Genomic DNA, 20,006 nt, shown 5'->3' on the forward strand with positions numbered 1-20,006 from the left:
GTTCCGACAGCCACGGGAGCGAGCCAAAAGCGTCGTCCTTCGCAGCTTGCTCTGTGTCGAACAAACCGGAGCGATACCTGCGCGACCAATAACCGTCAACGCCCCCACCGCAGTCATGCAAATCCACGTAGGCTTCTTCTGAGTGAACGAAGAACCCATAAGAACGGCGAACTAAGGCCCATCGCCTCATTCCGTCCGCGCTCGTGGCCGTTTCAAGAGTAACATCACTCAAAGACATCGACTGCGGATGGATCGATTTCTCTACGTCCGCAAGGGGGCGGTAGCAGCGCGCAGCCTTCGTTTTTGCCAGAGGTACGGCTTCGCATCATCCGGATTGTGCGACGCCACTGAGTTCATCATAGCTATCGCATGGACGCGGATTACCTCCTTATAGCATCAGGTCTGCTGGCAGGGGCGATGAATGCATTGGCGGGGGGCGGATCCTTCGTTTCCTTGCCGGCGCTGATGGCGGCAGGGGTTCCGCCCGTGATCGCAAATGCCTCCAGCAGTCTGGCGCTATATCCGGGTGGTGCGGTCAGCGCGTGGGTCTACCGTGAAGCGCTGGCACCGGTCGCTGGCGTCCGTTTGGTCTTGATGGCGGCAGTGTCGGTCGCTGGGGGGCTGGCGGGAGGTCTGCTGCTCCTGTCGACGCCGCAGGCGCTCTTTTTGCGGGCGCTTCCGTGGCTGCTGCTGGTCGCAACCCTGGCGCTCGCCTTCGGGAAGCGGGCTACGTCGGCATTTCATGGCTGGGACGGAGCCGGTAGGGGACTGATCCTGTCGGGGCAGTTCATCCTCGGGATCTACGGTGGCTACTTCGGCGGGGCGGTTGGGATCATGATGATGGCCTTCTGGACCATCGCCACGAAGGCGGACATCAAACGGCTTCAAAGTCTGCGGGCGATGCTGGTCACGGCGGCGAATACGTCTGCGATTTTGTTATTCGCTGCCACAAGAGCGGTCGACTGGTGGGCCGTGCTGCTGCTCGCACCGTCTGCACTGATCGGAGGTTACGTTGGCGCGTTGCTAGGCATCCGGTTACCGTCCGCCTTGGTTCGGGCGATCACTCTGGCTCTTGCAGGCCTGGTGACCGCCGTGTTCTTTATAAAAGCGTATGGGTGAGGGCGCTACGATGCCGTAAGTTCGAAAGTCGCGATGCGAATGGAGAAGCTGCCGTCGTCTTGAATGGCAAAAGCTTCTCGGACTTCCTCGGAGGCTTCCGTCTGCAACAAACGAATGGCGGCGACGAGATCGTCAGGTGCGCGCATGCGTTTAACCCAGGAAGCGAATTCCATTGGCAAGGTATGAATGAAGACACGCGTCAGGTCGAACCCTGCGCGACCAAGCGCCGCCGACCATTCCGTGATCCGATAGTCGCGGACATGGCTGCGATCGCGCAGGACTTCGACTGCCTGCAGATGCGTATCGAGCATGGGACTATCTGGCGAAACTACGTCTATGAAGATCGCTGGCGATCCCTTTTTCAGGACGCGTCGTGCCTCGCGCAGCCCGGCATCGAGATCCTGCCAGTGATGCGCGCTCATCCGGCAGACCACCGCGTCGAATTCACCATCCGCAAAGGGCAGCGCTTCTGCCGCCGCCTGCGCGGTTTCGATGTTGGCGATGCCACGGCGGCCTGCCTCTGCCGTCACGGCATCAAGCATCGGTTGGGACAGGTCAGAGGCGACAACTTTTTCTGCGTGGGGCGCGATGGTGTACGAGACATGCCCGCCGCCGCAACCGAGGTCGAGCACGGTGGCTCCCGCCCACGCCTGCGCAATATCGGCCAACCGTTCCAAATCCGGTCCGCTGGAATGGGTAGCGCTTGAGACATAGGCTTCCGCCTGTCCGCCGAATTGCTGGTTCACGATAGCATTGTGACCGCGTTGCATGGTGTTTGTGATTCCTATTGGGTGTGAATTGCATGTCACATGTGAGCGGTCAGGCCGAACGCGGCAATGCGGGATATGCGATGGAAGCCTTCGGTGGTAACGAAGGCTGCATGCGTTTCGATCTCACCGACCTGCGCCTTTTTATCGCCGTGGTAGAGGCCGGCAGCATTTCCAAAGGGGCAAATGCCGCCCATATGGCATTGGCTTCTGCAAGTGCGCGGGTGAGCGGGATGGAAGCCGTCCTCGGCACCTCTCTACTGGAACGCGGGCGACGCGGTGTCCTGCCGACGCCGGCAGGCCGCGCTCTTCTGGGACACGCGCGTATTGTGACCGCGCAGATCGAGCGCATGCGCGGTGACCTTGGGGCCTTTGCATCGGGCCTCAAAGGGCACGTTCGCCTGTTGTCGAACACGGCGGCACTGGTCGAGTTGCTTCCCGCCGCCGTTCGCGTGTTCCTTACGGCACACCCGGACGTAGATGTCGATATCGAGGAACGCACGAGCACTGACATAGTCGGAGCGGTCGCAGAAGGGCGTGCTGAATTCGGATTGATCGCGGATTCGGCGGAATCGGCGGACCTGGAGACGGTCACCGTCGCCGAGGATCGCCTCGTCGTCTTACTGCCTTCGCAGCATCCGCTGGCTGATAGACCATCGACCCGCTTTTCCGAACTGCTCGATCAACCATTCGTCGGCCTCAGCGCCGGCGCCCTGCATTCACACTTGGCAGATCAGGCAGCGAAGCTTGGACGGAGGATCGGCTATCGGGTCCGCCTGCGCAGCTTCGAAAGTGTCGCCCGCCTTGTAGAGGCAGGTATCGGCATCGGCATTCTGCCGTTGGCAGCCGCTGAACGCGTTCGTTCCGATGCGTTGAGTATAGTGCCTTTGGCTGACCACTGGGCACGGCGTCATCTGGTGCTTTGTGCGACCGACTTCTCACAACTCAGTCGTCATGCAGCTGCGCTGGTCGACGAAATTGTTCGACAGGGTCAGGCACTCTCTGAAAACCGCGAGCAGTCCAGAACGCGCCCAAGGCAACATGAATGAACGAGCGATATGGGGGCGGCTGTTTTCATGCAAGAACGTCCACAATGAGGGCCGAAATCCGTGCGAGGACGGGGCGGTAGTGGCAGGTCGCGACCCGATCGAGGCGTTTAGTGATCTTCCCTGAACGCTCCTGACGGAAGGTGCCGATCTGGCCGCTCAAACTGACGGTCGTCATGCGTCCTCATTTCAGCCATTCCGCGAGGCCCGTCAGCTTTCTTTAGATGAACGCTTTAGAGACCGTTTGAAAATTCGCAGAAGAGCGCATTTTGAATGCGCCACCAGCGGCAGAATGGGCAAAGCCCATTCTCAAACGGTCTCTTAGAGGCGCCACGCCGTCCCGTCTATCTGTGAACCCGGTTCCAAGGTTCTGCGATCCGCGCCCGGCTACTCGTAATCCCTGATTGCCATTATTCCTTTTTCCATCGTCGGGCGCAGGGCTCGGCTTGGAAGAAAGGCTCACGCAATGGCACTCAAAGATATCCTGCCAGGGCAATTCGGTTTTGGCGCCGCGCCTCTTGGCAACATGTTTCGCGACATTCCCGAGGCGGAAGCGCGTGCGACCGTGGAAGCGGCCTGGAACGATGGCATTCGATACTACGACAACGCCCCGTTCTATGGGGCGGGTCTGGCTGAAATTCGCATGGGAGATGTGCTGGCGGAAAAACCGCGCTCGGACTTCGTGATCAGCACCAAGGTCGGCCGTGTCATCCTTGACGAAATCGAGGATGTCAAAGGACGCGACCTCGGTGAGAAAAGCGACGTCTTCAAATATGGCCGCCCCAACAAGATCGTGAACGATTATTCCGAAGACGCCACCTACCGCTCGATCGAGGACAGCCTCAAGCGGCTGAAGACCGATCATGTCGATATCGCCTGGGTTCATGACATCGCCCAGGATTTCTACGGTGACGAATGGTTGGCCATGTTCGAGCATGCACGCCGGGGGGCGTTCAAGGCGCTGGACCGGATGCGCGACGAAGGCGTGATCAAGGCCTGGGGCCTGGGGGTCAACCGCGTCGAGCCGATCGAATTGCTGCTCAATCTTCAAGGGCCGCGCCCCGACGGCTTCCTGCTCGCGGGCCGCTACACACTCCTCGATCATGACCGGGCGCTTCAGCGCGTCATGCCGCAAGTGACGGAGCAGGGTCTCGGGATAGTCGTCGGTGGCCCATACAGTTCAGGTGCACTGGTGGGCGGACCGAACTTCGAATATGCGCCCTCCACGCCGGAAATTCTCTCGAAAGTGGCCGCGATCAAGGCCATAGCCGACCGGCACGGTATTTCGATGAAGGCTGCCGGGCTCCAGTTCGCGCTTGCCAATCCGGCGGTGGCGGCAGTGATCCCTGGCGCCAGCCGCCCTGAACGCATCACCGAAGATCGCGCGGCGCTCGACGAAGTCGTACCGGCGGATTTCTGGCGCGAATTACGCAAGAACGGCCTGGTCAATCCGGCGGCGCCGCTTCCGACCGCGGACTGACCACTTTTCCTCATTCGTCCTGCCACACCGGCGGCAGCGCTGCTGCAGCCGGATGGCGCCCCGCGCCCTGTTCGCGGCGCTTCAACTTTCCACAGAAGGAGAATGAACATGCCTAATTCGCGTAACACTAAAGCAGCTAATCTCGGCAGGCGGGACGTGCTTCGCGCGACCGGGGCTGCCCTCGCGGTCGGCGCTACCGCGGGTCTTGGCGGTCAGGCCGTGGCGCAGAACGGTGGCGGCATGTCCGCGACCGCACGCAACAGCGCGCCGCTCGGTCTGCGGCTTCAGGGCGTCCAGCATTTCGGCCTGACCGTGCAGAACATGGAACGGGCCTATGAATTCTATACCGAGGTGCTGGGTGGGACCGAGGTTTTCCGCCACGGAGACTTCCAGGGCGATCCGGTCCAGAACACGCTGCTCGCGGATCAGGAGATCCGGGCCAACGAACTGCATGTCAGTCCAACAACGATCGGCGTTCCGAACCTGCGCAATGGTGACCAGCGCCTCGACGTTCGCTTCATCCAGTTCGACAATGTCGTCATCGAGCTGCTGCAATATCGCAACGCCGGTGAGCCTATGGGCGGCCCTAACAGCTTCGCGCCGCCACTGGAGAATATGAGCCCGGCGTTCCCGCGGATGATGCACATCTGCTTCTACGTGCGCGACGATGTTGACTTCAAAAAGTTCATCACGGATCTGGAAGCCGAGTCCGCGCGCCGTGGGATGACGCAGGTGCGTGCGAACCGGACCATCCGCGTGCGCAACGAAGCCGAACGGCGCGGTGCCCCGCAGAATACCAATACAAACAAGGTCACCGTCGCACCATCGGATGGCTGGGAGCTGATCTACTGCAAAGGCCCGGAAGGGGAGCAGCTCGAATTCGTCAAGGCGCTCGGCCCGGTCAAGCAGCGCTTCGCCAATGCGCTTGAAACGCATCAACACGCGCGCACTGGTCAGTGACCATGTCGGTTCAGGGCGAACGATCCTTTGTCCCGACTACCCCTGGATATTAGCTCGACAGGAGAAAAGAATGCGCATCCCGCTCAAAGTGCTCGCCATCCCCGTGCTGACCATCGCTGCACTGACAACGCCAGCGGCGGCACAGCAAACATCAGCGGCAAAGGTCACCGTCGATTATCCACGCGTCCCAGAAGGCGCCTGGTCGATCGTTGCCGAGGTTCGTGCGAAGCCCGGCAAGGCCGAACAATTGCGCGAAGCCACATTGCCGTTGGTGGAACTGGTCCGCGGCGATCCCAAGAATCTCGTCTATTTCCTGCAGGAGGACCGGGCTGAATCCGGCCACTTCATCTTCTACGAGATCTTCGCGACACGCGAAGATTTCGAGGCGCACAACGCGATGCCCTATGTGCAGGCATGGTTCGCCAAGCTGCCCGAATTGGCCGATGGCAGCGTGGACGTGATGCAGATGGGCGTGCTGGGACAAAACCAGCGTTGACCAAAGACAGCCGGGTGCCGATCGGGCAGCCGGCCGTCTCGCTCACTTCAGGAATGCCTGCATGCGGGGCACCATGAAGTCGAGGAAACTTCGCACCCGCGCCGGCAGGAATTGTGATCCTCGGTATAGCGCATGGACATCATCCACTACGCCGATGTCGCTGTCGGCCAACAGCTCCACAAGTTCCCCCCTTTCGATGGGGCCGCGCAAATGATAGTCGGCCAGCCGGATGATCCCGACCCCGGCGATCGCCATGCGGCGCAGGGTGTCGCCATTGTTGACTAACAGCGATCCACTCAGCATCCGTTCGACAATCCGACCGCCCTCACGCATCGGCCAGACCGGCATTGCCCGGCGAAAATTGAAGCCCAGGCAATTGTGGTGGATCAGATCCTCCGGTGTCTTGGGCGTTCCATGCCGCGCGAGATAGGCGGGAGACGCAACTATGCACCGCTTCGTTTCGCCGATCTTGCGTGCCATCAGATTGGAGTCCGCCAGCTTGCCCACGCGGATCGCGACATCGGTGCGTTCGAGATAGAGATCGGCTACTTCGTCCGAGAGTGAGAGGTCGATGACCACTTTAGGATAGGCCTCGAAAAAGGCGGGCAGCAGCGGCTCCAAGGCTGTCGTCCCGAAGCTGACTGAAGAGGTCACGCGGACAATTCCCTCAGCCTCGGCCCCGCCTTGGGCAATCTGTTGCTCGGTCTCATCTATCTGACCGAGCAGCACCTGACTGCGCTCATAGTAGAAGTGCCCTTCCTCGGTCAGCGCCAGTCTGCGCGTCGATCGCTCCATGAGCCGAACGCCAAGCCGCGCTTCTAGTCGCGCGATCAGCTTGGACACGGTTGACGGTGTCATCAGCATCAGGCGAGCGGCTTCCGAGAAGCTGCCCGCCTCGACGACCCGAACGAACACCATCATTTCGCCCGCGCGATTATCCATAGCTCACCTATGACATGATTTCTCGAAATCCACTTTCTATAGCATGAAGTGGGAGCGTTGGTCAGCTGATCTGTGAAACGGACTATTAAATCTCGGAAAAGGCGGCGGGCCAATCAATCTTGCGGACCCCATGAATTTTGGGTGGCGAGGGGCCGCATATGCGTCGTCTTGTTACTCACATGCAATCCTGGATAAATGGATTCCTGCCGGGCGGGTTGCGCCCGCTCCCGGCCCTTCGTAGATCGCGACAAGCTTCCGGAACTCGCCCTTCCTTACTGCGCAGCATGATGTGGGCTGCGCGGCGATGCGCAGCCCAAAAGTCTGTTCAAACGGCCGCAGCTTCGATCGCGGGCTGAAGCGTTCCGATGAAGCCGTCCATTGACGCCTCGCGCATATCGACCGCCTTCGCGCCGCCACCGGCCACCACCGTCACATCGGTGATGCCAATTACGCCCAATACCATGCGGAGATACTGTGTTGCGATGTCGCGGTCGCGGATCGGCGAGCCCTCGGTGTAGACGCCGCCGCTCGCGATCAGCACCGTGGCGGTCTTGCCCGTCACTAGGCCGTTGCCGTCGAAGCCGAGCGTCAGCCCCTTACGCACAATGCTGTCGATCCAGGCCTTCAGTGCAGCTGGCACGTTATAGTTGTAGACTGGAGTCGCGATCACGACGTGGTCGCAGGCGAGCAGTTCGCCGACGAGTTCGTCCGACAGAGCCAGCTCCGCCTTCATCTCGGGCGAGTGCTGCTCCGGCGGCGTGAAATAGGCTTGAAGGCACGGCGCGCCGATGAACTGGAGGTCAGTTTCCATAAGGTCGCGTGTCGTTACCTCGCCGCCCGGATGCGTTGCCTGCCATTGGGCGACGAAGCGGCGCGTCATGTTGCGCGAGATCGAATGGTCGCCGCGCGGGCTGGTTTCGATGACGAGAAGCTTGGTCATAAATGTTCCTCCTTGAGAATGATTCAGCCGAATCGGAAGCCGGAGATCGGCTTGCCGAGCGCATGGCCTTGGAAATCGACGGTGCCGGCTTCGCCGGACGCGGCACCTTCCGCCACCATCAGCGGCAACAGATGGTCCTCATGCGGCTGTGCAGCGCGGGCATGAGGTGCGTCTTCCCAGCGGATCAGCGACTTGTCGCGCGTTGCGCCGTCGAGCATGGTGGCACGCAGCCAGGCGTCGATGGCTTCCGCCTTCTGGTCCGCCGCTCCACCGCCGAAGAAACCGCGCATAGTGTGGTAGGTCTGGCGGCTGCCGAGGATTAGCACGCCTTCGTCGCGCAGCGGCCTCAGCGCCCGCCCGATCGCCAAGTGGGCCGCCGGGTCGAGCCCTCGCTGCATGGAGAGTTGCACGACCGGGATGTCGGCACACGGCTTCATCACCTTGAGCGGCACGAACACGCCATGGTCCCACCCCCGTCGCGTCTCCGTTGCGCTGGCGATCCCGGCGGCCGATAGCAGCGTACCGATCCGCGCCGCGACTTCCGGCGCGCCCGGCGCCGGAAAGGTCAGCCGGTAGGTGTAATTCGGGAAGCCGCCGTGGTCGTATAGCAGGGGTGGATGCGCGCCGGCGTTTACGGTGGGCACGCTCTCCTCCCAATGGCCGGACACGATCAGGATCGTGCGGGGTTGCTGGGCCAGGGTCGCCACGACGCCGCGCAGATAGGCTTCCAGCTCGCGCCACGTGTCGCGCATTGGCCCCGGTTCCAGGAAGAAACAGGGGCCGCCGCCATGGTTTATGAAGAACCTCGGTTGCATGACCCGCTATGTGGCCGCTGGACTAAGACGGTGGGAGTGATAAAGATATGATGATCCTTATCGGCTAAGGTGATGGATGATTGGCAGGCTTACCCTCGACCAGCTTCGCGTTCTGACGACGATCGCCGACACGGGCAGCTTTTCGGCCGCGGGACGCAGGCTCGGGCGGGCTCAATCCGCCATCAGCCAGGCGGTCGCGACGCTGGAGAATGTGCAGGGCGTCACGCTGTTCGACCGATCGGGGTTCCGGCCGGTGCTGACCGACTTGGGCCGTGTGCTGGTGGAGCAGGCGCGCAGGGTGCTTGCCGGCGCCGCCCGGTTCGAGGCTGTGGCGGCGGGCACGCGGGAGGGGATCGAGGCCGAGCTGGCGATCGCCATTGATCCGTTGGTGCCGACCGCCGCGTTCATCGACAGCCTGCACGCGCTGCGCGCCACTTTTCCGTTTCTCCCGGTCAGCTTCTCCACCGAGGGGCTAGGCGGGGCCGAAAGACGGTTGCGACGGGGCGATGCGGCGCTCGCGCTCTGCACCTTGTTGCCGAGCGTGCCCGACGACGTAGCGGCGCTGCCATTACTCGGGATCGATCTCGTGCCGGTGGTGTCGCCTGCCCATCCATTGGCCGGGCTGGACCGGCCGGTGACGGCCGATGATCTGGAGGAGCATGTTCAGCTCGTCCTGTCGGACCCTGCCGCGCCAGACGGGCCGAACTATGGCATCATCGGCACAAAGGCCTGGCGGTTCGTGGACCTCGCGCGGCGCCTCGATTTCTTACTGGCGGCGCTCGGATGGTGCCGGATGCCCGAGCATCTAATCGCACCCTATCTCGCCGACGGTCGTCTGGTGGGCTTGGCGATCGAGAATGACCCGGCGCGCGTGACCGGCGCGCTGACGATCTACGCGGCTCACATGCGCAACCATGTCTTTGGACGGGCGGGAAGCTGGCTGCTGAACGACTTACAGGCGCGGCTTGCCTAATCGATCGCGTGGAATCAGGCGTTCGTCCCTCAGATCGAGCTTCAACAGACCGCCGGCGGATTATGGCATGATCAGCCGCTCGGTAGAGAAATTGCGAATGACGGCTCTGTGCCATTTTAAGGCGATGAACGAAGGCCCGGAATCTGACGCCCCATTTCGGCGCGGGAACGTCCGGGATCAGGAAGGTTATCCTCCGCGCGTTCCATTCTTCCGCTCCGACAGTTTCGCAAGCACCTGCCGCTGGGCGCCGATCATCGCATATTTCGGTATGGCCATTCACGCCGCCCTATTGGACCGATCCGCATCCTCGGCTAGGCAACAGGGATGCACGGGCTGAACATCGCGATTGCCGGTTGTGGGCCGTGCGGACTGGCGGCCGCACTGCTGCTTCATCGTGCAGGGCATCACATTACCCTGTTCGAGCGGTTCGAGAATCCCCAGCCCATTGGTTCCGGATTGATGATACAGCCCACGGGAATGGCGGTCCTCGCCAGGCTCGGGTTGCTGGACACAGTCCTGGCGCGGGGCGCGCGCGTTGATCGCCTGTTCGGGATGGCGGGCAAGCGGGTGGTGCTCGACGTGCATTATGCCGCGCTGCGCCGTCCGGACACCTTCGGCATCGGGATACACCGCGCCAGCTTGTTCGCGGTCCTGCACGAGGCCGTGCTGCGCTCGGGCATTTCACTTCATTCCGGGCGCACGTTGGCCGGGAGTGCGCTGCTGGGGAACAAACGTGCCTTGCGCTTTGCCAATGGCCAGACGAGCAGCCCCTACGATCTGGTCGTGGACGCGCTGGGCACGCGCACGCCGCTCGCCCCGCCGACAGGCCGGGAACTGGCTTATGGAGCGTTGTGGGCCAGCTTAGACTGGCCCGAGGGTGCCGGCTTTGATCCCCACGCCCTGGCCCAGCGCTACGACCGGGCGAGCATCATGGCGGGTGTGCTGCCCATCGGGACACCACCGGGCGCGACTGTGCCCAAGGCCGCTTTCTTCTGGTCGCTCCGGGCGGATCGGTTGGACGTCTGGCGCGCGGCCGGGCTGCCTGCTTGGAAGGTACAGGTCGCCGCGCTTTGGCCCGATTGCGCGGCGCTGCTCGACCAGATCACCGATCCGGGCCAACTGACCTTCGCGCGATACGCGCATCGGACATTGTCCTCGCCAGCCGAGCCGGCGCTGGTCCATATCGGGGATGCGTGGCATTCCGCCAGTCCGCAGCTGGGGCAAGGCGCCAACATGGCGCTGCTCGACGCTTGGGCGTTGGCCCGTGGTCTGGACGGTGCGCAGAGCGTCGACGAGGGGGTTCGGCACGGCATCGGGCTGCGCAGCCGCCACGTTCTGACGTATCAATGGCTCACTGCGCTGTTTACCCCCGTCTATCAATCCGATAGCCGCCTGTTACCGTTGATCCGCGACCATCTAGTTGGTCCGATGTCGAAGCTATGGCCGGCCACCGCCATACAGGCGTCGATGGTGAGTGGACTGGTGGGCAATCCGCTGCGGCCGTTGGAGCTGGGCGACGATCTTCAGATCGCCCAGCCTGCCGTGGCTTCGGTATGACCGTTATTTCGGTAAGCGGCGACCACCCGGTTATCGTGTTCGACGCGATGTGCGTGCTTTGCTCCGCCAACGCTGCTTTCGTGCTGCGACACGACCGAGCAGGACGTTTCCGGCTGGCGTCGATGCAGGGCGAGGCCGGCGCCGCGCTCTATCGCCGGTTCGGGATCGATCCTGCCAATCCGGAAACGTTGATCGTGGTCGACGGCGACATCGCTTTGCGGAACAGCGATGCGGTACTGGCCATATGGGCAGGCCTCGATCATCCATGGAACGCGCTGGCGATGCTGCGGCTCGTACCGCGATGGTTCCGCGATCCCGTCTATCGCTGGGTGGCGCGGCATCGCTATCGGGTGTTTGGACGCAGGTCCACCTGCTGGATACCAACAGCCGAGCAGGCGTCTCGCATCCTGTGACCCGTATTCTGCTCCTTGGCGGATATGGTGGCTTCGGTGGCCGCATCGCCCGGCGGCTTGCTGGCGCAGGGCATGAGGTGCTGGTCGCGGGACGGTCATTCGACAAGGCGCAGGCCTTCTGCGGGCAAACGACCGGTCTCGTCCCACTGGCGCTGGACCGAAGCCGTATCGCCGAGGCGCTGGAACAGCACAGGCCTGCCTTGGTGGTGGATGCATCCGGCCCGTTTCAGGCGATGGACCACGCCATTCCCAAGGCCTCCATTGCCGCTGGAGTGCATTATATCGACATCGCCGACAGCCGCGATTTCGTATGCGGTATCGCGGGGCTTGACGCTGCAGCGAAAGACGCCAGTGTCGTCGTTCTCTCCGGTGCATCAAGCGTGCCGGCGTTATCGGGCGCGGCCGTGCGGCATCTTGCGGTGGGCATGGACAAGGTCCGCGCGGTCGAAATGGCGATCAGCGCATCGAACAAGGCGGCAGCAGGCCCGGCCGTGTCGGCGGCGATATTGGCGCAGGTCAGCCAGCCCCTGCGTCTGTGGCGGGGGCAGCGCTGGGCGCGGGCCTTCGGATGGCAGGAGATGCATTCCGCCCGGTTCTCATGCCCGGGAACGAACGCGATCGTGCAGAGGAGAGTGGCGCTCGTCGACGTGCCGGACCTTGCCCTTTTGCCAGACAGACTGGCAGGCCACCCCGCCGTCGCCTTCCGCGCGGGCACGGAGCTTGGGTTTCAGAATTGGGCGCTCTGGTGCGCGAGCTGGCTGGTGCGCACGCGCCTGGTCGCGTCTCTCGCCCCGCTCGCACGCATTCTCAACCCGCTTCAGACTTTAACCCGCTCGCTGGGCGGCGATCGCTCCGCCATGATCGTGCGGCTGTTCGGCGATGCGGCAGGACGACGCGTGGAGCGGCGATGGACGCTGATCGCCGACCAAGGCGACGGACCGGAGATACCGACATTGTCCGTCGCGCCTATCATCGCGAGCATCCTGTCGGGCAAGGAGGCGGCAGGCGCGCGTGACGCCGGAGAGGCATTGACGCTCGACGACTACGACGATGCCTTCGGCAAGCTGGCCATCCACTGCTCCACGCGGGAGCTAGTCGCATCGCCTCCCTTGTACGCACGAGTGATGGGCGACCGCTTCGCGCGGCTGCCGCCGGAACTTCGCGCGATCCACGAGGTCCACCGCGATGGCGGCGCGACGGGAGAAGCGAAAGTCACGGGCGCGGCGAACCCCATTGCCGCACTCGTCGCGCGGATCGTGGGCTTCCCCAAGCCCGGCCATCATCTGCTGCACGTCCACTTCCGGGAGAGCGGCGGACGGGAGACCTGGACGCGCGATTTCAGCGGACAGTGTTTCCAGAGCCAACTCAGCCAGCGCGGCCCTTGGTTGGTCGAGCGGTTCGGTCCCCTCCGCTTTGCCTTCGACCTTCCCAGCGACACGAAAGGGTTGAGCATGGTCATGCAGCGCTGGTGGATTGGTCCGCTGCCTCTGCCGAAATTCATGGCGCCTCGTTCGATCGCCAAGGAATGGAGCGAAGATGGGCGTTTCCATTTCGACGTCCCCATCGCGCTGCCAGTGATCGGGCGACTGATCCACTATCGCGGATGGCTAGGGAGTAACGTTGATGACGCGCTGCCCCTCTCAGAGCGCACGGAAATCTAACATACGAGCCCGGCTTCTGCGTTTCGACGAAGCCGGGGCTTACAACCCAGGTCAGGCAGTTCAACAGTCGGGTAGCTGCGACATGAAACTTGTCTGAAAGGCTATGTGGTGAGGCACGGAGCCCGAACTAATTTCACTCGGCCGATTGCGAAGTACCTCTCCCGCCACTCTCGCCGCCATCTGTCTTTTTTAACGCAATCCTGGCGCTCTCGGCCTTAAGGGGCCGCGAAACGGGGCATACTTCTTGGGCATAGGTGTTGAGCGTGTTGAGCAGGTTGTCCGGTACCAAGCGGTAGAATACGAATTGCCCCCGCTTCTCGCTGGTAACCAAACCGGCATTCTCGAGCACGGCCAGATGCTGCGATACGGCAGGCTTCGACATCTCAAAGCGGGACGCGATGTCGCCAGCGCTGAGTTCGGCATGGCTCAGATACGCAAGGATCTTGCGACGCGGGGTGGAGGCCAGAGCTTCGAACACTTTCTGCATGAGCCTTATTTAAGGAATGAGCTAATCACTTGACAAGGGGTGTCGGATAATTAAGCAATGAGTTAATTACCTCGGAGGTTGCAATGCCCGACGTGTTCCCCAGCCAAGCCCCATCCGCGCCGCCCAAAACGACGGTAAACAGCCTTATCGACATTGCCGGTTGCAGCCCGGTCGAAGGGCAGGTTCGATGGGATCCCGTCCATTCGATATGGAACGGGAGCATGATGGTGATCTCGCTCGTCGTGGCGCCGTTCTTCGCGAGTTGGTCTGCCTTGGGCGTGTTCTTCGTGCTGACGGGGGCATCGCTTCTGCTGGGACACAGCATCGGCTTCCATCGTCTTCTGATACATCGCAGCTTCGCGTGCCCGCTCTGGCTGGAGCGGGTGCTGGTTTGGATCGGCACGCTGGTGGGCATGAGTGGGCCGTTCTGGATGATCCGCACGCATGACCTGAGGGACTGGGCGCAGCGGCAAAGCGACTGCCACGACTATCTCGCGCATCGGCGTCCCCTGCTGATCGACGCCTGGTGGCAACTCCATTGTCGGCTCGAGCTTGTCGATCCGCCAGCGTTCGACCTCGGACAGGCCGGGAAGGACCGCTTCTACTGCTTCCTGGAGCGGACCTGGATGGTGCAGCAGGTACTGGTGGGCATAGCCCTGTATTTCGCCGGAGGTTTGCCTTGGTCGATATGGGGCGTGTGCGTCCGGGTGAGCGTGTGCGTGACCGGGCACTGGTTCGTCGGCCACCTCGCGCATCGGCGCGGGCCGCAGTCGTGGTTTGTGGACACCGCGGGCGTGCAGGCCCACGACGTTCCTTGGGCTGCGATCCCGACGATGGGCGAAGCGTGGCACAACAACCACCATGCCTTTCCGGGCTCGGCGCGGATTGGCATCTACCCAGGGCAAAGCGACTGGGGCTATCGGGTGATCGCGATGCTGGAGCATCTCGGCCTCGCCTGGGACGTGGTAACGCCTGAAACCATGGCGCCTCGCAAGGAACTGCGACCGGCGGTGGCCCAGGGCCAGCCCAACGGCAGGTTCTCCCAAGCGGCGAGGGCCTAAGCCATGCGCAAGCTGCTTTCCTTCGAAGGCCGGCTCTCGCCACTGCTTTATCTTCTTGCCGCGCCGATGTTGTTGCTTTCGCAAAACCTCATGGTAGCGCTCTGCTACAGCTGGCGGGGCGTTGCGCTCCATGCCGATGCCTGGTTCTGGCTCCTGCCGCTGCGCCGTCTGGCGCAGATGCCAGGTGTCACGGCCACACAGGCCGCGACGGTATTCGCGCTGGCGGTCTTGATCGCGTGGGGCTTGGCGGCGTTCTCGTTCCGCCGTGCGAACTGGTCCGGGCGTGGACACAGGCTAAGTTTGTTCGCGATCTTTCCCGTGTTCCAGATCATCGTCGTCGCACTGCTCTGCGCAATGCCGCGCCGGCAAGGCGAACCGGGTGAGCAACGAGACGACGAGGTGGATCCGGCCGAAGTCCTGCAAGGCGTGCTGGCAGGCGTGGCGATCATCGTCATCGCGGTGCTGATCTCGGCATTGACGTTTGGGGCCTATGGCTGGGGTCTCTTCGTGGCGACGCCCTTCGTGGTCGGAATGACGACCGGGTATATCGTGAACCGCCGCGCACCGTTGACCGGCACGCGTACCACGGCGCATGTCCTTGCGGCCGGTGCCCTGGGCGGACTCGCCTTGCTGATGTTTGCGCTGGAGGGCTTCATGTGCATCGTCCTGGTCGCGCCGCTCGGTCTGGCCGCCGCAGCGCTTGGAGGCGCCTTCGGCCGGGCCATCGCCCGGTTCGGACATGATGGCAGCAGGCCCTTGATGTCCGTCGCCGTGCTTCCGGTGCTGCTCGCGCTCGAAGCGAGCATGCCGCCCGCGACGCCCATAGACACGGTCGAAAGCATCGACATCGCCGCTTCGCCGGACGCGGTGTGGCAAGCGATCACCAGCGAAGCTCCCATCGGCCTGTCGCCGGGGCTTCCCGGACTTGCGGGGTTGGCCTACCCAGTCCGCAGTAGCCTTCAGGGCGAAGGCGTCGGCGCCACGCGCCTCGGCGTATTCTCGACTGGGACTGCGGTGGAACGGGTGACCGAATGGCAACCCGGCCGCGTGCTGGCCTTCACCGTCCTGTCGCAGCCCCCGGCGATGGAAGAGATGAGCCCTTATCGCCACCTCCATACTCCTCACCTGACGGGGTATGTCGTCACCGGCGACACGAAATACCTACTCGCGCCACTGAGCAACGGGGGCACCAGACTTACCCTGCAGGCGCAAACCGTGCTGCGCATCGATCCGATTGCCTATTGGCAGCCGATCGCACGCTTGGCGTTCCATTTGAACGTCCGGCGGGTACTCAACAGCGCCAAAATTGAGGCGGAGGGCAAGGCGTCAAATGAACGAACGGACGCGTTCAGCGAGGCAATTTTCAGCCGTGAACGTCGGGGATCAGATCGACACCACCGACAGGATGGGACCGGGCGCTTGTGGCAAGAAAGCTTCCGGCCTGCGCCTGCCAACGTCCGCTCCAGATTAAGCGGATATTTGACCATGGCGGATGAAACCACACTGGGGATGAAGGCGCGGACGCCCGGCCTGCTGGATGTGCGTACCAGCTTCGATGCGGCGGGGCCCATCGTCTGGCAAGGCCAGGAATACTGGCGCCGCGACGCGATCCGTATCCACATGGACATGAACGTCCGCCGATTAGGCGGGGCAGGGCGATCCCTCAGCGCCAGAAGCGCTTTGCATCCACGAGGGCCTCATAGTCTTCCGCCGCCGCTTCCAGCAGCCTGGGGTCCGGGCCTTTCCCAACCAGCGCCGCCGCATCCGGCTCGCCGGCGAGACCGAGCCTCCCCAGCAGTTCCGGGGTACCGGCATGATCGTTGAGCACACCCAAACGGTCCTGAAGGGTCTCCAGCGCCGACACGAACCGCTTGTGACGCCTCTTCTCGCGTTTCTGATCGTAGAGACCCGCGAAGAACTCGGTGGCGTAGCGCAGCTTTTTCGCCGCCTTGCGCACTGAATGGCGCGCTTCGTCGTCCAGCTGTTCGAGATGGCGGCCGCTCTTCTTGACCTTGCGGCGGAAGCGCTGGAGTGCGCCCTCGGCAAAGTCCCGCGCGGGCATCTCGCGGATGTCCACGGTCTGCTTCAGCGACAACCATTGTCCAAAGGAAATCCATTCCACCACGTCCAGCAGCAGGATGCGAGCGCGATCCGACTGCAGCGCCGCGGCGGCGTTGTCGTAGGCTTCCTTGCGGGCGAACTGCAGCCGGGCCTGAATCGTGCCCTCGCCAGCGCGTTCGATCAGGACGTCGATGTCCCGCGCCATGCCGAGTTCGCCGGCCAGCCAGCGCAGATCGTCATTGAACGGCGCGGATCGGCCGTCAATCAGCATGTCCCGGTGGATGGCAAGGGCGGAGCGCAGCCGCCGCAGCGCCACGCGGGCCTGATGGAGCGCGCCGGCGTCACGGCTGTCCAGCACCAGGGGCACGTTGAGCCGAAAATGGCGCAGGCAGGCATTGGCGATCGCCTGGCAGGCCGCTGCGGCCGTCATCGCCCGGTCGAGAACAACGGGCTCGGCCTTGGCCCGCGACACGACAGGTCCCAGCAGCCGATAGCCGCGCTCCGCCTTGCTGAGCACACCCAGATGAACGGGCGCGGCGGCGTCGATCTGCCTCGCGAGGGCGAAGAGCCCGGCTGGATCGCCGCTCTTGCGCTCCAGCTCGACTTCTTGGAGCATCGACTCCCGATCTCCCGCGATTATGCGGCCTTGGTCCAGCGCCACTTCGATGCCTTCGACGTTCCAGATGCGCCGCTCGTTCTCGACGGTGAACACCGGAGCGATCGCTCCAATTTTTTCGCCGAGCAATGCGGGGATCGGCGTCGAGTGGTCGATGATCGGCTGGTCGTCCGCGACCTCGCGCTCCCATTCCGGGCGGATGAACATGCCGGCGGCGGCGGCGCCGGCCTTGACTGTCTGCACGCGCCGCTCGCCATTGCGCCGGATGCGCAGGGAGAGCCCGGCGCGGGCGAGGTCGTGGTTCGGCGTATCGAAATATGTGGCGTATTGCCGGACCCTCTCCGCTGCTCCCCCGAACAGGCCAGACGCTTCCAGCACGTCGGCGCCTTCAGGAGACAGCTCCAGCTTCAGTTCGACTTCGATCTCGTTCGTCTCGTCTGACGTCATGCGCTATCCTTGGATAATCCATTAAAGATAACAACCCATGAGCGAGCGATTGGTCGCAACCGTTTTGCTATCTCGCGTTGCCACACATCCAGGTAGCAATCGCCAAAAGGTACTTGCTACCGCTTGCCGCAGCCTTTGTGAGCGTGCCAAAATAATCGGACATTTCAGGATTCCGATCACCCTCGGCGCGCCAATAGGCAAGGTCAGCGCAGGGGTAACACCCGTCGTAACTTTTCCAGTCCTTGTCGATGAAATCGCCGAGATGGACAACGAAGGCGAGGCGCTGATGGTTGAAGTCGGGTCGCTTGCCCGGCGCGGCCGAGGCAACCACTGCGGTACCCGCCAGCATGGCCAGGAAAATGAGATGACGCACGCTTTGCTCGCCTTTTCCCGGAGAGGACGGCGCGATCTAGTGCATCTACCCGCCGATTGTCACGCATGCTTCACGCAAGGGCCCTAGCAGTCCGGCCGAAACTGCAACGAATCGTCGATCAGGGAAGAACCAGATGAGAGCGCCCGCCCGGTGGCAGGCTCGGTCGTTCCCGGGCGCGCCGATGCCATGAACGACATGACCTCGCTGGTGAGCCGGCGGCAGGCCGCTGCCGATGACGCGGCGCTGCGCGATACGCTGCTGCGTTTCGTCACCGGACGCCTGCACGACCGAACCGAAGGCCAGGACATCGTCCAGGAAACCTACGTCCGCCTCTACGACTATCGGCGCAAGCGCTCGATCGCGGACGCGGCGGCGTTCTGCTTCGCGGTCGCCCGCAATCTCGTCCACGACCACTTCCGGCGGCTGCGCACGATGCCGCCGGCCGGCGAACTGTGCGAAGACATCCCTTGCCCGCAGCCGCGTGCGGATGAGGTTCTCGACTATCGTCAGCGCTTGGACATCCTGTCCTCGGCGCTGAAGGTGATGCCGCCGCTGCGCCGGGAAATCTTTATGCGCCGCAAGTTCGACGGGGTGCCCGGCGCGACCATCGCCGTTGACCTCGGCATGACCCAGGCCGCCATCGACAAGCACTGCACTCGCGCGCTGGCGGACCTGCGCCACGCGCTCGAGCGGCGCGGCCTTACCGTGTCGGAGCACCCATGAGCCGCCGTGCCGTCCTGATGGACGCCGCCCGCTGGGCGATGCGCGAGGACGATGCGGCGCTGGACGAAGCGCCGCCCGCGGCCGCCGCCGAGGTCCAGGCCGTGCTCGACGATCCCGCACTGGGCGAAGCTCTGGCCGAACTCGATGGCATCGGCCGGTTGTCCGATGCTCAGGTCCTGGCGATGCGGCAGGGGCGGCGCCGCGCGCTCGGCGCCGGGCTCGCCTCGGTGCTGGTCGCGTTGGTCGGCATCGGCGGCTGGAACCACGACTGGGCCGGTGTGGCGTCGGTGCCGCGCGAACACTTCGAGACCCGGCGCGGCGAACAGATGACCATCGAACTGGCCGATGGCTCGACCTTGCAACTGGACGGGGCGACTGCGCTCGACGTCGAGATCGGCGGCGGCCACCGCATCGTCGAACTCCAGCGGGGCGAGGCCTACTTCGACGTCGCCCACGATGCCGCGCACCCCTTCGAGGTGCGCGCGGGGGATTCCAGCACGCGGGTCCTGGGCACTGCCTTCACGCTGAACCGGGACAGCCGCGACGTGAAGCTGGCGGTGTACCGAGGCGCGGTGCGGTTCGGCGGCTACCGGACTGGGCGCGAAGGCGTCGTCGTCCCGGCGGGGTGGCGTTCGCGCTTCAGCGGCGGGGTGGCGCAGTCGCCTACGCGCTTCGACGCGGCCCAGCAGGACTGGCGCCAGTCGTGGATCGACACCGACGACATGCGGCTCGGCGAACTCGTGGACGCGCTGAACCGTCGTCAAGGTCCCGAGATCATCGCGCCATCCGCCGAGTTGGCGGCGATCCCGCTCGCAGGCCGCTTCAAACTCGACGACGCGCGAGGGCTGCTCACCGTAATGGGCGACGTCTACGGCTTCCGCGTGGAAACAACGCAGGGGCGCCTGCGGCTCGTGGCCGCCGCAAGTGACGCAAAAGCGCCATTAAACTGACGCTGCAACGCAACAAAATTCTTTTGTCCTGATCTTCGTCGTACCCCGTCTTCCCCTCGGAGGCGCGTCGCGCTCGAACGGAGGAAATCGATGTTGATACGGGGAATCTCTCTTAGCTC

General features: G+C 63.5%; 19 protein-coding genes and 3 pseudogenes. 14 read left to right on the forward strand and 8 right to left on the reverse strand.

What is annotated here, in order from left to right; translation table 11 throughout:
* Positions 1 to 369: 369 nt before the first annotated feature.
* Positions 370 to 1,119, forward strand: a complete 750-nt coding sequence (locus tag V474_RS19450) for a sulfite exporter TauE/SafE family protein (RefSeq protein WP_059153069.1) — start codon at positions 370 to 372, stop codon at positions 1,117 to 1,119.
* A gap of 5 nt (positions 1,120 to 1,124) precedes the next feature.
* Here V474_RS19450 and V474_RS19455 read toward each other — a convergent pair whose 3' ends face one another.
* Positions 1,125 to 1,889, reverse strand: coding sequence for a class I SAM-dependent methyltransferase (locus tag V474_RS19455; RefSeq protein ID WP_059153070.1), 765 nt, complete (start codon positions 1,887 to 1,889; stop codon positions 1,125 to 1,127).
* Positions 1,890 to 1,930: 41 nt separating this feature from the next.
* Between V474_RS19455 and V474_RS19460 the strand changes: the two genes are divergently transcribed.
* Positions 1,931 to 2,935: a LysR family transcriptional regulator gene (locus tag V474_RS19460; protein ID WP_201786071.1), complete on the forward strand. Its 1,005-nt coding sequence runs from the start codon at positions 1,931 to 1,933 to the stop codon at positions 2,933 to 2,935.
* Positions 2,936 to 2,960: 25 nt separating this feature from the next.
* Here the strand turns inward: V474_RS19460 and V474_RS26295 are convergent, their stop codons facing one another.
* Entirely contained in the window at positions 2,961 to 3,110 is a 150-nt protein-coding gene (locus V474_RS26295; RefSeq protein ID WP_169795099.1) for a hypothetical protein, read from the reverse strand.
* 288 nt (positions 3,111 to 3,398) lie between these two features.
* Here V474_RS26295 and V474_RS19465 point away from each other — a divergent pair, with 288 nt between their 5' ends.
* From V474_RS19465 to V474_RS19475, 3 genes are all read left to right on the forward strand, one after another.
* Positions 3,399 to 4,412: an aldo/keto reductase gene (locus tag V474_RS19465; RefSeq protein WP_059153071.1), complete on the forward strand. Its 1,014-nt coding sequence runs from the start codon at positions 3,399 to 3,401 to the stop codon at positions 4,410 to 4,412.
* Between the two features lie 108 nt (positions 4,413 to 4,520).
* Positions 4,521 to 5,372, forward strand: a complete 852-nt coding sequence (locus tag V474_RS19470; protein WP_059153072.1) for a VOC family protein — start codon at positions 4,521 to 4,523, stop codon at positions 5,370 to 5,372.
* Positions 5,373 to 5,442: 70 nt separating this feature from the next.
* Positions 5,443 to 5,868: a putative quinol monooxygenase gene (locus tag V474_RS19475; RefSeq protein ID WP_082699891.1), complete on the forward strand. Its 426-nt coding sequence runs from the start codon at positions 5,443 to 5,445 to the stop codon at positions 5,866 to 5,868.
* A 42-nt stretch (positions 5,869 to 5,910) separates the two neighbouring features.
* Here the strand turns inward: V474_RS19475 and V474_RS19480 are convergent, their stop codons facing one another.
* From V474_RS19480 to V474_RS19490, 3 genes are all read right to left on the reverse strand, one after another.
* The gene (locus V474_RS19480) at positions 5,911 to 6,810 is read right to left on the reverse strand and encodes a LysR family transcriptional regulator (RefSeq protein WP_059153073.1); all 900 of its coding nucleotides are present in this window, start codon (positions 6,808 to 6,810) and stop codon (positions 5,911 to 5,913) included.
* Positions 6,811 to 7,135: 325 nt separating this feature from the next.
* Positions 7,136 to 7,750, reverse strand: a complete 615-nt coding sequence (locus V474_RS19485; protein ID WP_059153074.1) for an FMN-dependent NADH-azoreductase — start codon at positions 7,748 to 7,750, stop codon at positions 7,136 to 7,138.
* 23 nt (positions 7,751 to 7,773) lie between these two features.
* Positions 7,774 to 8,565 (reverse strand): DODA-type extradiol aromatic ring-opening family dioxygenase, encoded by a 792-nt coding sequence (locus tag V474_RS19490; protein WP_059153075.1) that lies wholly within the window; start codon positions 8,563 to 8,565, stop codon positions 7,774 to 7,776.
* A 76-nt stretch (positions 8,566 to 8,641) separates the two neighbouring features.
* On the opposite strand from V474_RS19490, the gene V474_RS19495 reads away from it, so the two are divergent.
* From V474_RS19495 to V474_RS26995, 5 genes and pseudogenes are all read left to right on the forward strand, one after another.
* Positions 8,642 to 9,538: a LysR family transcriptional regulator gene (locus V474_RS19495; RefSeq protein ID WP_059153076.1), complete on the forward strand. Its 897-nt coding sequence runs from the start codon at positions 8,642 to 8,644 to the stop codon at positions 9,536 to 9,538.
* Positions 9,539 to 9,862: 324 nt separating this feature from the next.
* A complete protein-coding gene (locus V474_RS19500; protein ID WP_059153077.1) occupies positions 9,863 to 11,095 on the forward strand; it encodes an FAD-dependent oxidoreductase in 1,233 nt (410 codons plus the stop codon).
* Positions 11,092 to 11,508 (forward strand): thiol-disulfide oxidoreductase DCC family protein, encoded by a 417-nt coding sequence (locus V474_RS19505; protein WP_059153078.1) that lies wholly within the window; start codon positions 11,092 to 11,094, stop codon positions 11,506 to 11,508. The genes V474_RS19500 and V474_RS19505 overlap by 4 nt, the downstream gene beginning before the upstream one ends.
* Positions 11,397 to 11,792 (forward strand): annotated as a pseudogene (locus V474_RS26990) (saccharopine dehydrogenase NADP-binding domain-containing protein); the annotation flags it as partial. The gene V474_RS19505 and the pseudogene V474_RS26990, both read left to right, overlap by 112 nt.
* Before the next feature lie 873 nt (positions 11,793 to 12,665).
* Positions 12,666 to 13,169, forward strand: a pseudogene (locus V474_RS26995) (DUF4166 domain-containing protein); the annotation flags it as partial.
* 133 nt (positions 13,170 to 13,302) lie between these two features.
* On the opposite strand, the gene V474_RS19515 reads toward V474_RS26995, so the two are convergent.
* Positions 13,303 to 13,656: a metalloregulator ArsR/SmtB family transcription factor gene (locus V474_RS19515; protein WP_059153080.1), complete on the reverse strand. Its 354-nt coding sequence runs from the start codon at positions 13,654 to 13,656 to the stop codon at positions 13,303 to 13,305.
* Between the two features lie 83 nt (positions 13,657 to 13,739).
* Here V474_RS19515 and V474_RS19520 point away from each other — a divergent pair, with 83 nt between their 5' ends.
* Both V474_RS19520 and V474_RS27000 read left to right on the forward strand, forming a co-directional pair.
* A complete protein-coding gene (locus V474_RS19520; RefSeq protein WP_059153081.1) occupies positions 13,740 to 14,717 on the forward strand; it encodes an acyl-CoA desaturase in 978 nt (325 codons plus the stop codon).
* A gap of 804 nt (positions 14,718 to 15,521) precedes the next feature.
* Positions 15,522 to 15,776: pseudogene (locus V474_RS27000) on the forward strand (SRPBCC family protein); the annotation flags it as partial.
* Between the two features lie 604 nt (positions 15,777 to 16,380).
* Here the strand turns inward: V474_RS27000 and V474_RS19525 are convergent.
* The gene (locus V474_RS19525; RefSeq protein ID WP_059153082.1) at positions 16,381 to 17,841 is read right to left on the reverse strand and encodes a CYTH and CHAD domain-containing protein; all 1,461 of its coding nucleotides are present in this window, start codon (positions 17,839 to 17,841) and stop codon (positions 16,381 to 16,383) included.
* 67 nt (positions 17,842 to 17,908) lie between these two features.
* Positions 17,909 to 18,214, reverse strand: a complete 306-nt coding sequence (locus V474_RS19530) for a hypothetical protein (RefSeq protein ID WP_059153083.1) — start codon at positions 18,212 to 18,214, stop codon at positions 17,909 to 17,911.
* Between the two features lie 186 nt (positions 18,215 to 18,400).
* Between V474_RS19530 and V474_RS19535 the strand changes: the two genes are divergently transcribed.
* Complete coding sequence (locus V474_RS19535; protein WP_148649476.1) at positions 18,401 to 18,937, forward strand: RNA polymerase sigma factor; 537 nt, start codon at positions 18,401 to 18,403, stop codon at positions 18,935 to 18,937.
* The gene (locus V474_RS19540) at positions 18,934 to 19,887 is read left to right on the forward strand and encodes a FecR family protein (protein WP_059153085.1); all 954 of its coding nucleotides are present in this window, start codon (positions 18,934 to 18,936) and stop codon (positions 19,885 to 19,887) included. The genes V474_RS19535 and V474_RS19540 overlap by 4 nt, the downstream gene beginning before the upstream one ends.
* The last annotated feature ends 119 nt before the right edge of the window (positions 19,888 to 20,006 follow it).

Origin of the sequence: Novosphingobium barchaimii LL02 (assembly GCF_001046635.1) — a bacterium.
Classification (GTDB): Bacteria; Pseudomonadota; Alphaproteobacteria; order Sphingomonadales; family Sphingomonadaceae; genus Novosphingobium; species Novosphingobium barchaimii.

Bases quoted from the DNA above. Each gene is read 5' to 3' on its own strand.
- V474_RS19485 (WP_059153074.1), bottom strand. From the start codon at position 7,750: ATGACCAAGCTTCTCGTCATCGAAACCAGCCCGCGCGGCGACCATTCG.
- V474_RS19535 (WP_148649476.1), top strand. From the start codon at position 18,401: ATGAACGACATGACCTCGCTGGTGAGCCGGCGGCAGGCCGCTGCCGAT.
- V474_RS19515 (WP_059153080.1), bottom strand. From the start codon at position 13,656: ATGCAGAAAGTGTTCGAAGCTCTGGCCTCCACCCCGCGTCGCAAGATC.
- V474_RS19490 (WP_059153075.1), bottom strand. From the start codon at position 8,565: ATGCAACCGAGGTTCTTCATAAACCATGGCGGCGGCCCCTGTTTCTTC.
- V474_RS19500 (WP_059153077.1), top strand. From the start codon at position 9,863: ATGCACGGGCTGAACATCGCGATTGCCGGTTGTGGGCCGTGCGGACTG.
- V474_RS19540 (WP_059153085.1), top strand. From the start codon at position 18,934: ATGAGCCGCCGTGCCGTCCTGATGGACGCCGCCCGCTGGGCGATGCGC.
- V474_RS19480 (WP_059153073.1), bottom strand. From the start codon at position 6,810: ATGGATAATCGCGCGGGCGAAATGATGGTGTTCGTTCGGGTCGTCGAG.
- V474_RS19520 (WP_059153081.1), top strand. From the start codon at position 13,740: ATGCCCGACGTGTTCCCCAGCCAAGCCCCATCCGCGCCGCCCAAAACG.
- V474_RS19465 (WP_059153071.1), top strand. From the start codon at position 3,399: ATGGCACTCAAAGATATCCTGCCAGGGCAATTCGGTTTTGGCGCCGCG.
- V474_RS19450 (WP_059153069.1), top strand. From the start codon at position 370: ATGGACGCGGATTACCTCCTTATAGCATCAGGTCTGCTGGCAGGGGCG.
- V474_RS19495 (WP_059153076.1), top strand. From the start codon at position 8,642: ATGATTGGCAGGCTTACCCTCGACCAGCTTCGCGTTCTGACGACGATC.
- V474_RS19475 (WP_082699891.1), top strand. From the start codon at position 5,443: ATGCGCATCCCGCTCAAAGTGCTCGCCATCCCCGTGCTGACCATCGCT.
- V474_RS19525 (WP_059153082.1), bottom strand. From the start codon at position 17,841: ATGACGTCAGACGAGACGAACGAGATCGAAGTCGAACTGAAGCTGGAG.
- V474_RS19505 (WP_059153078.1), top strand. From the start codon at position 11,092: ATGACCGTTATTTCGGTAAGCGGCGACCACCCGGTTATCGTGTTCGAC.
- V474_RS19470 (WP_059153072.1), top strand. From the start codon at position 4,521: ATGCCTAATTCGCGTAACACTAAAGCAGCTAATCTCGGCAGGCGGGAC.
- V474_RS19455 (WP_059153070.1), bottom strand. From the start codon at position 1,889: ATGCAACGCGGTCACAATGCTATCGTGAACCAGCAATTCGGCGGACAG.
- V474_RS26295 (WP_169795099.1), bottom strand. From the start codon at position 3,110: ATGACGACCGTCAGTTTGAGCGGCCAGATCGGCACCTTCCGTCAGGAG.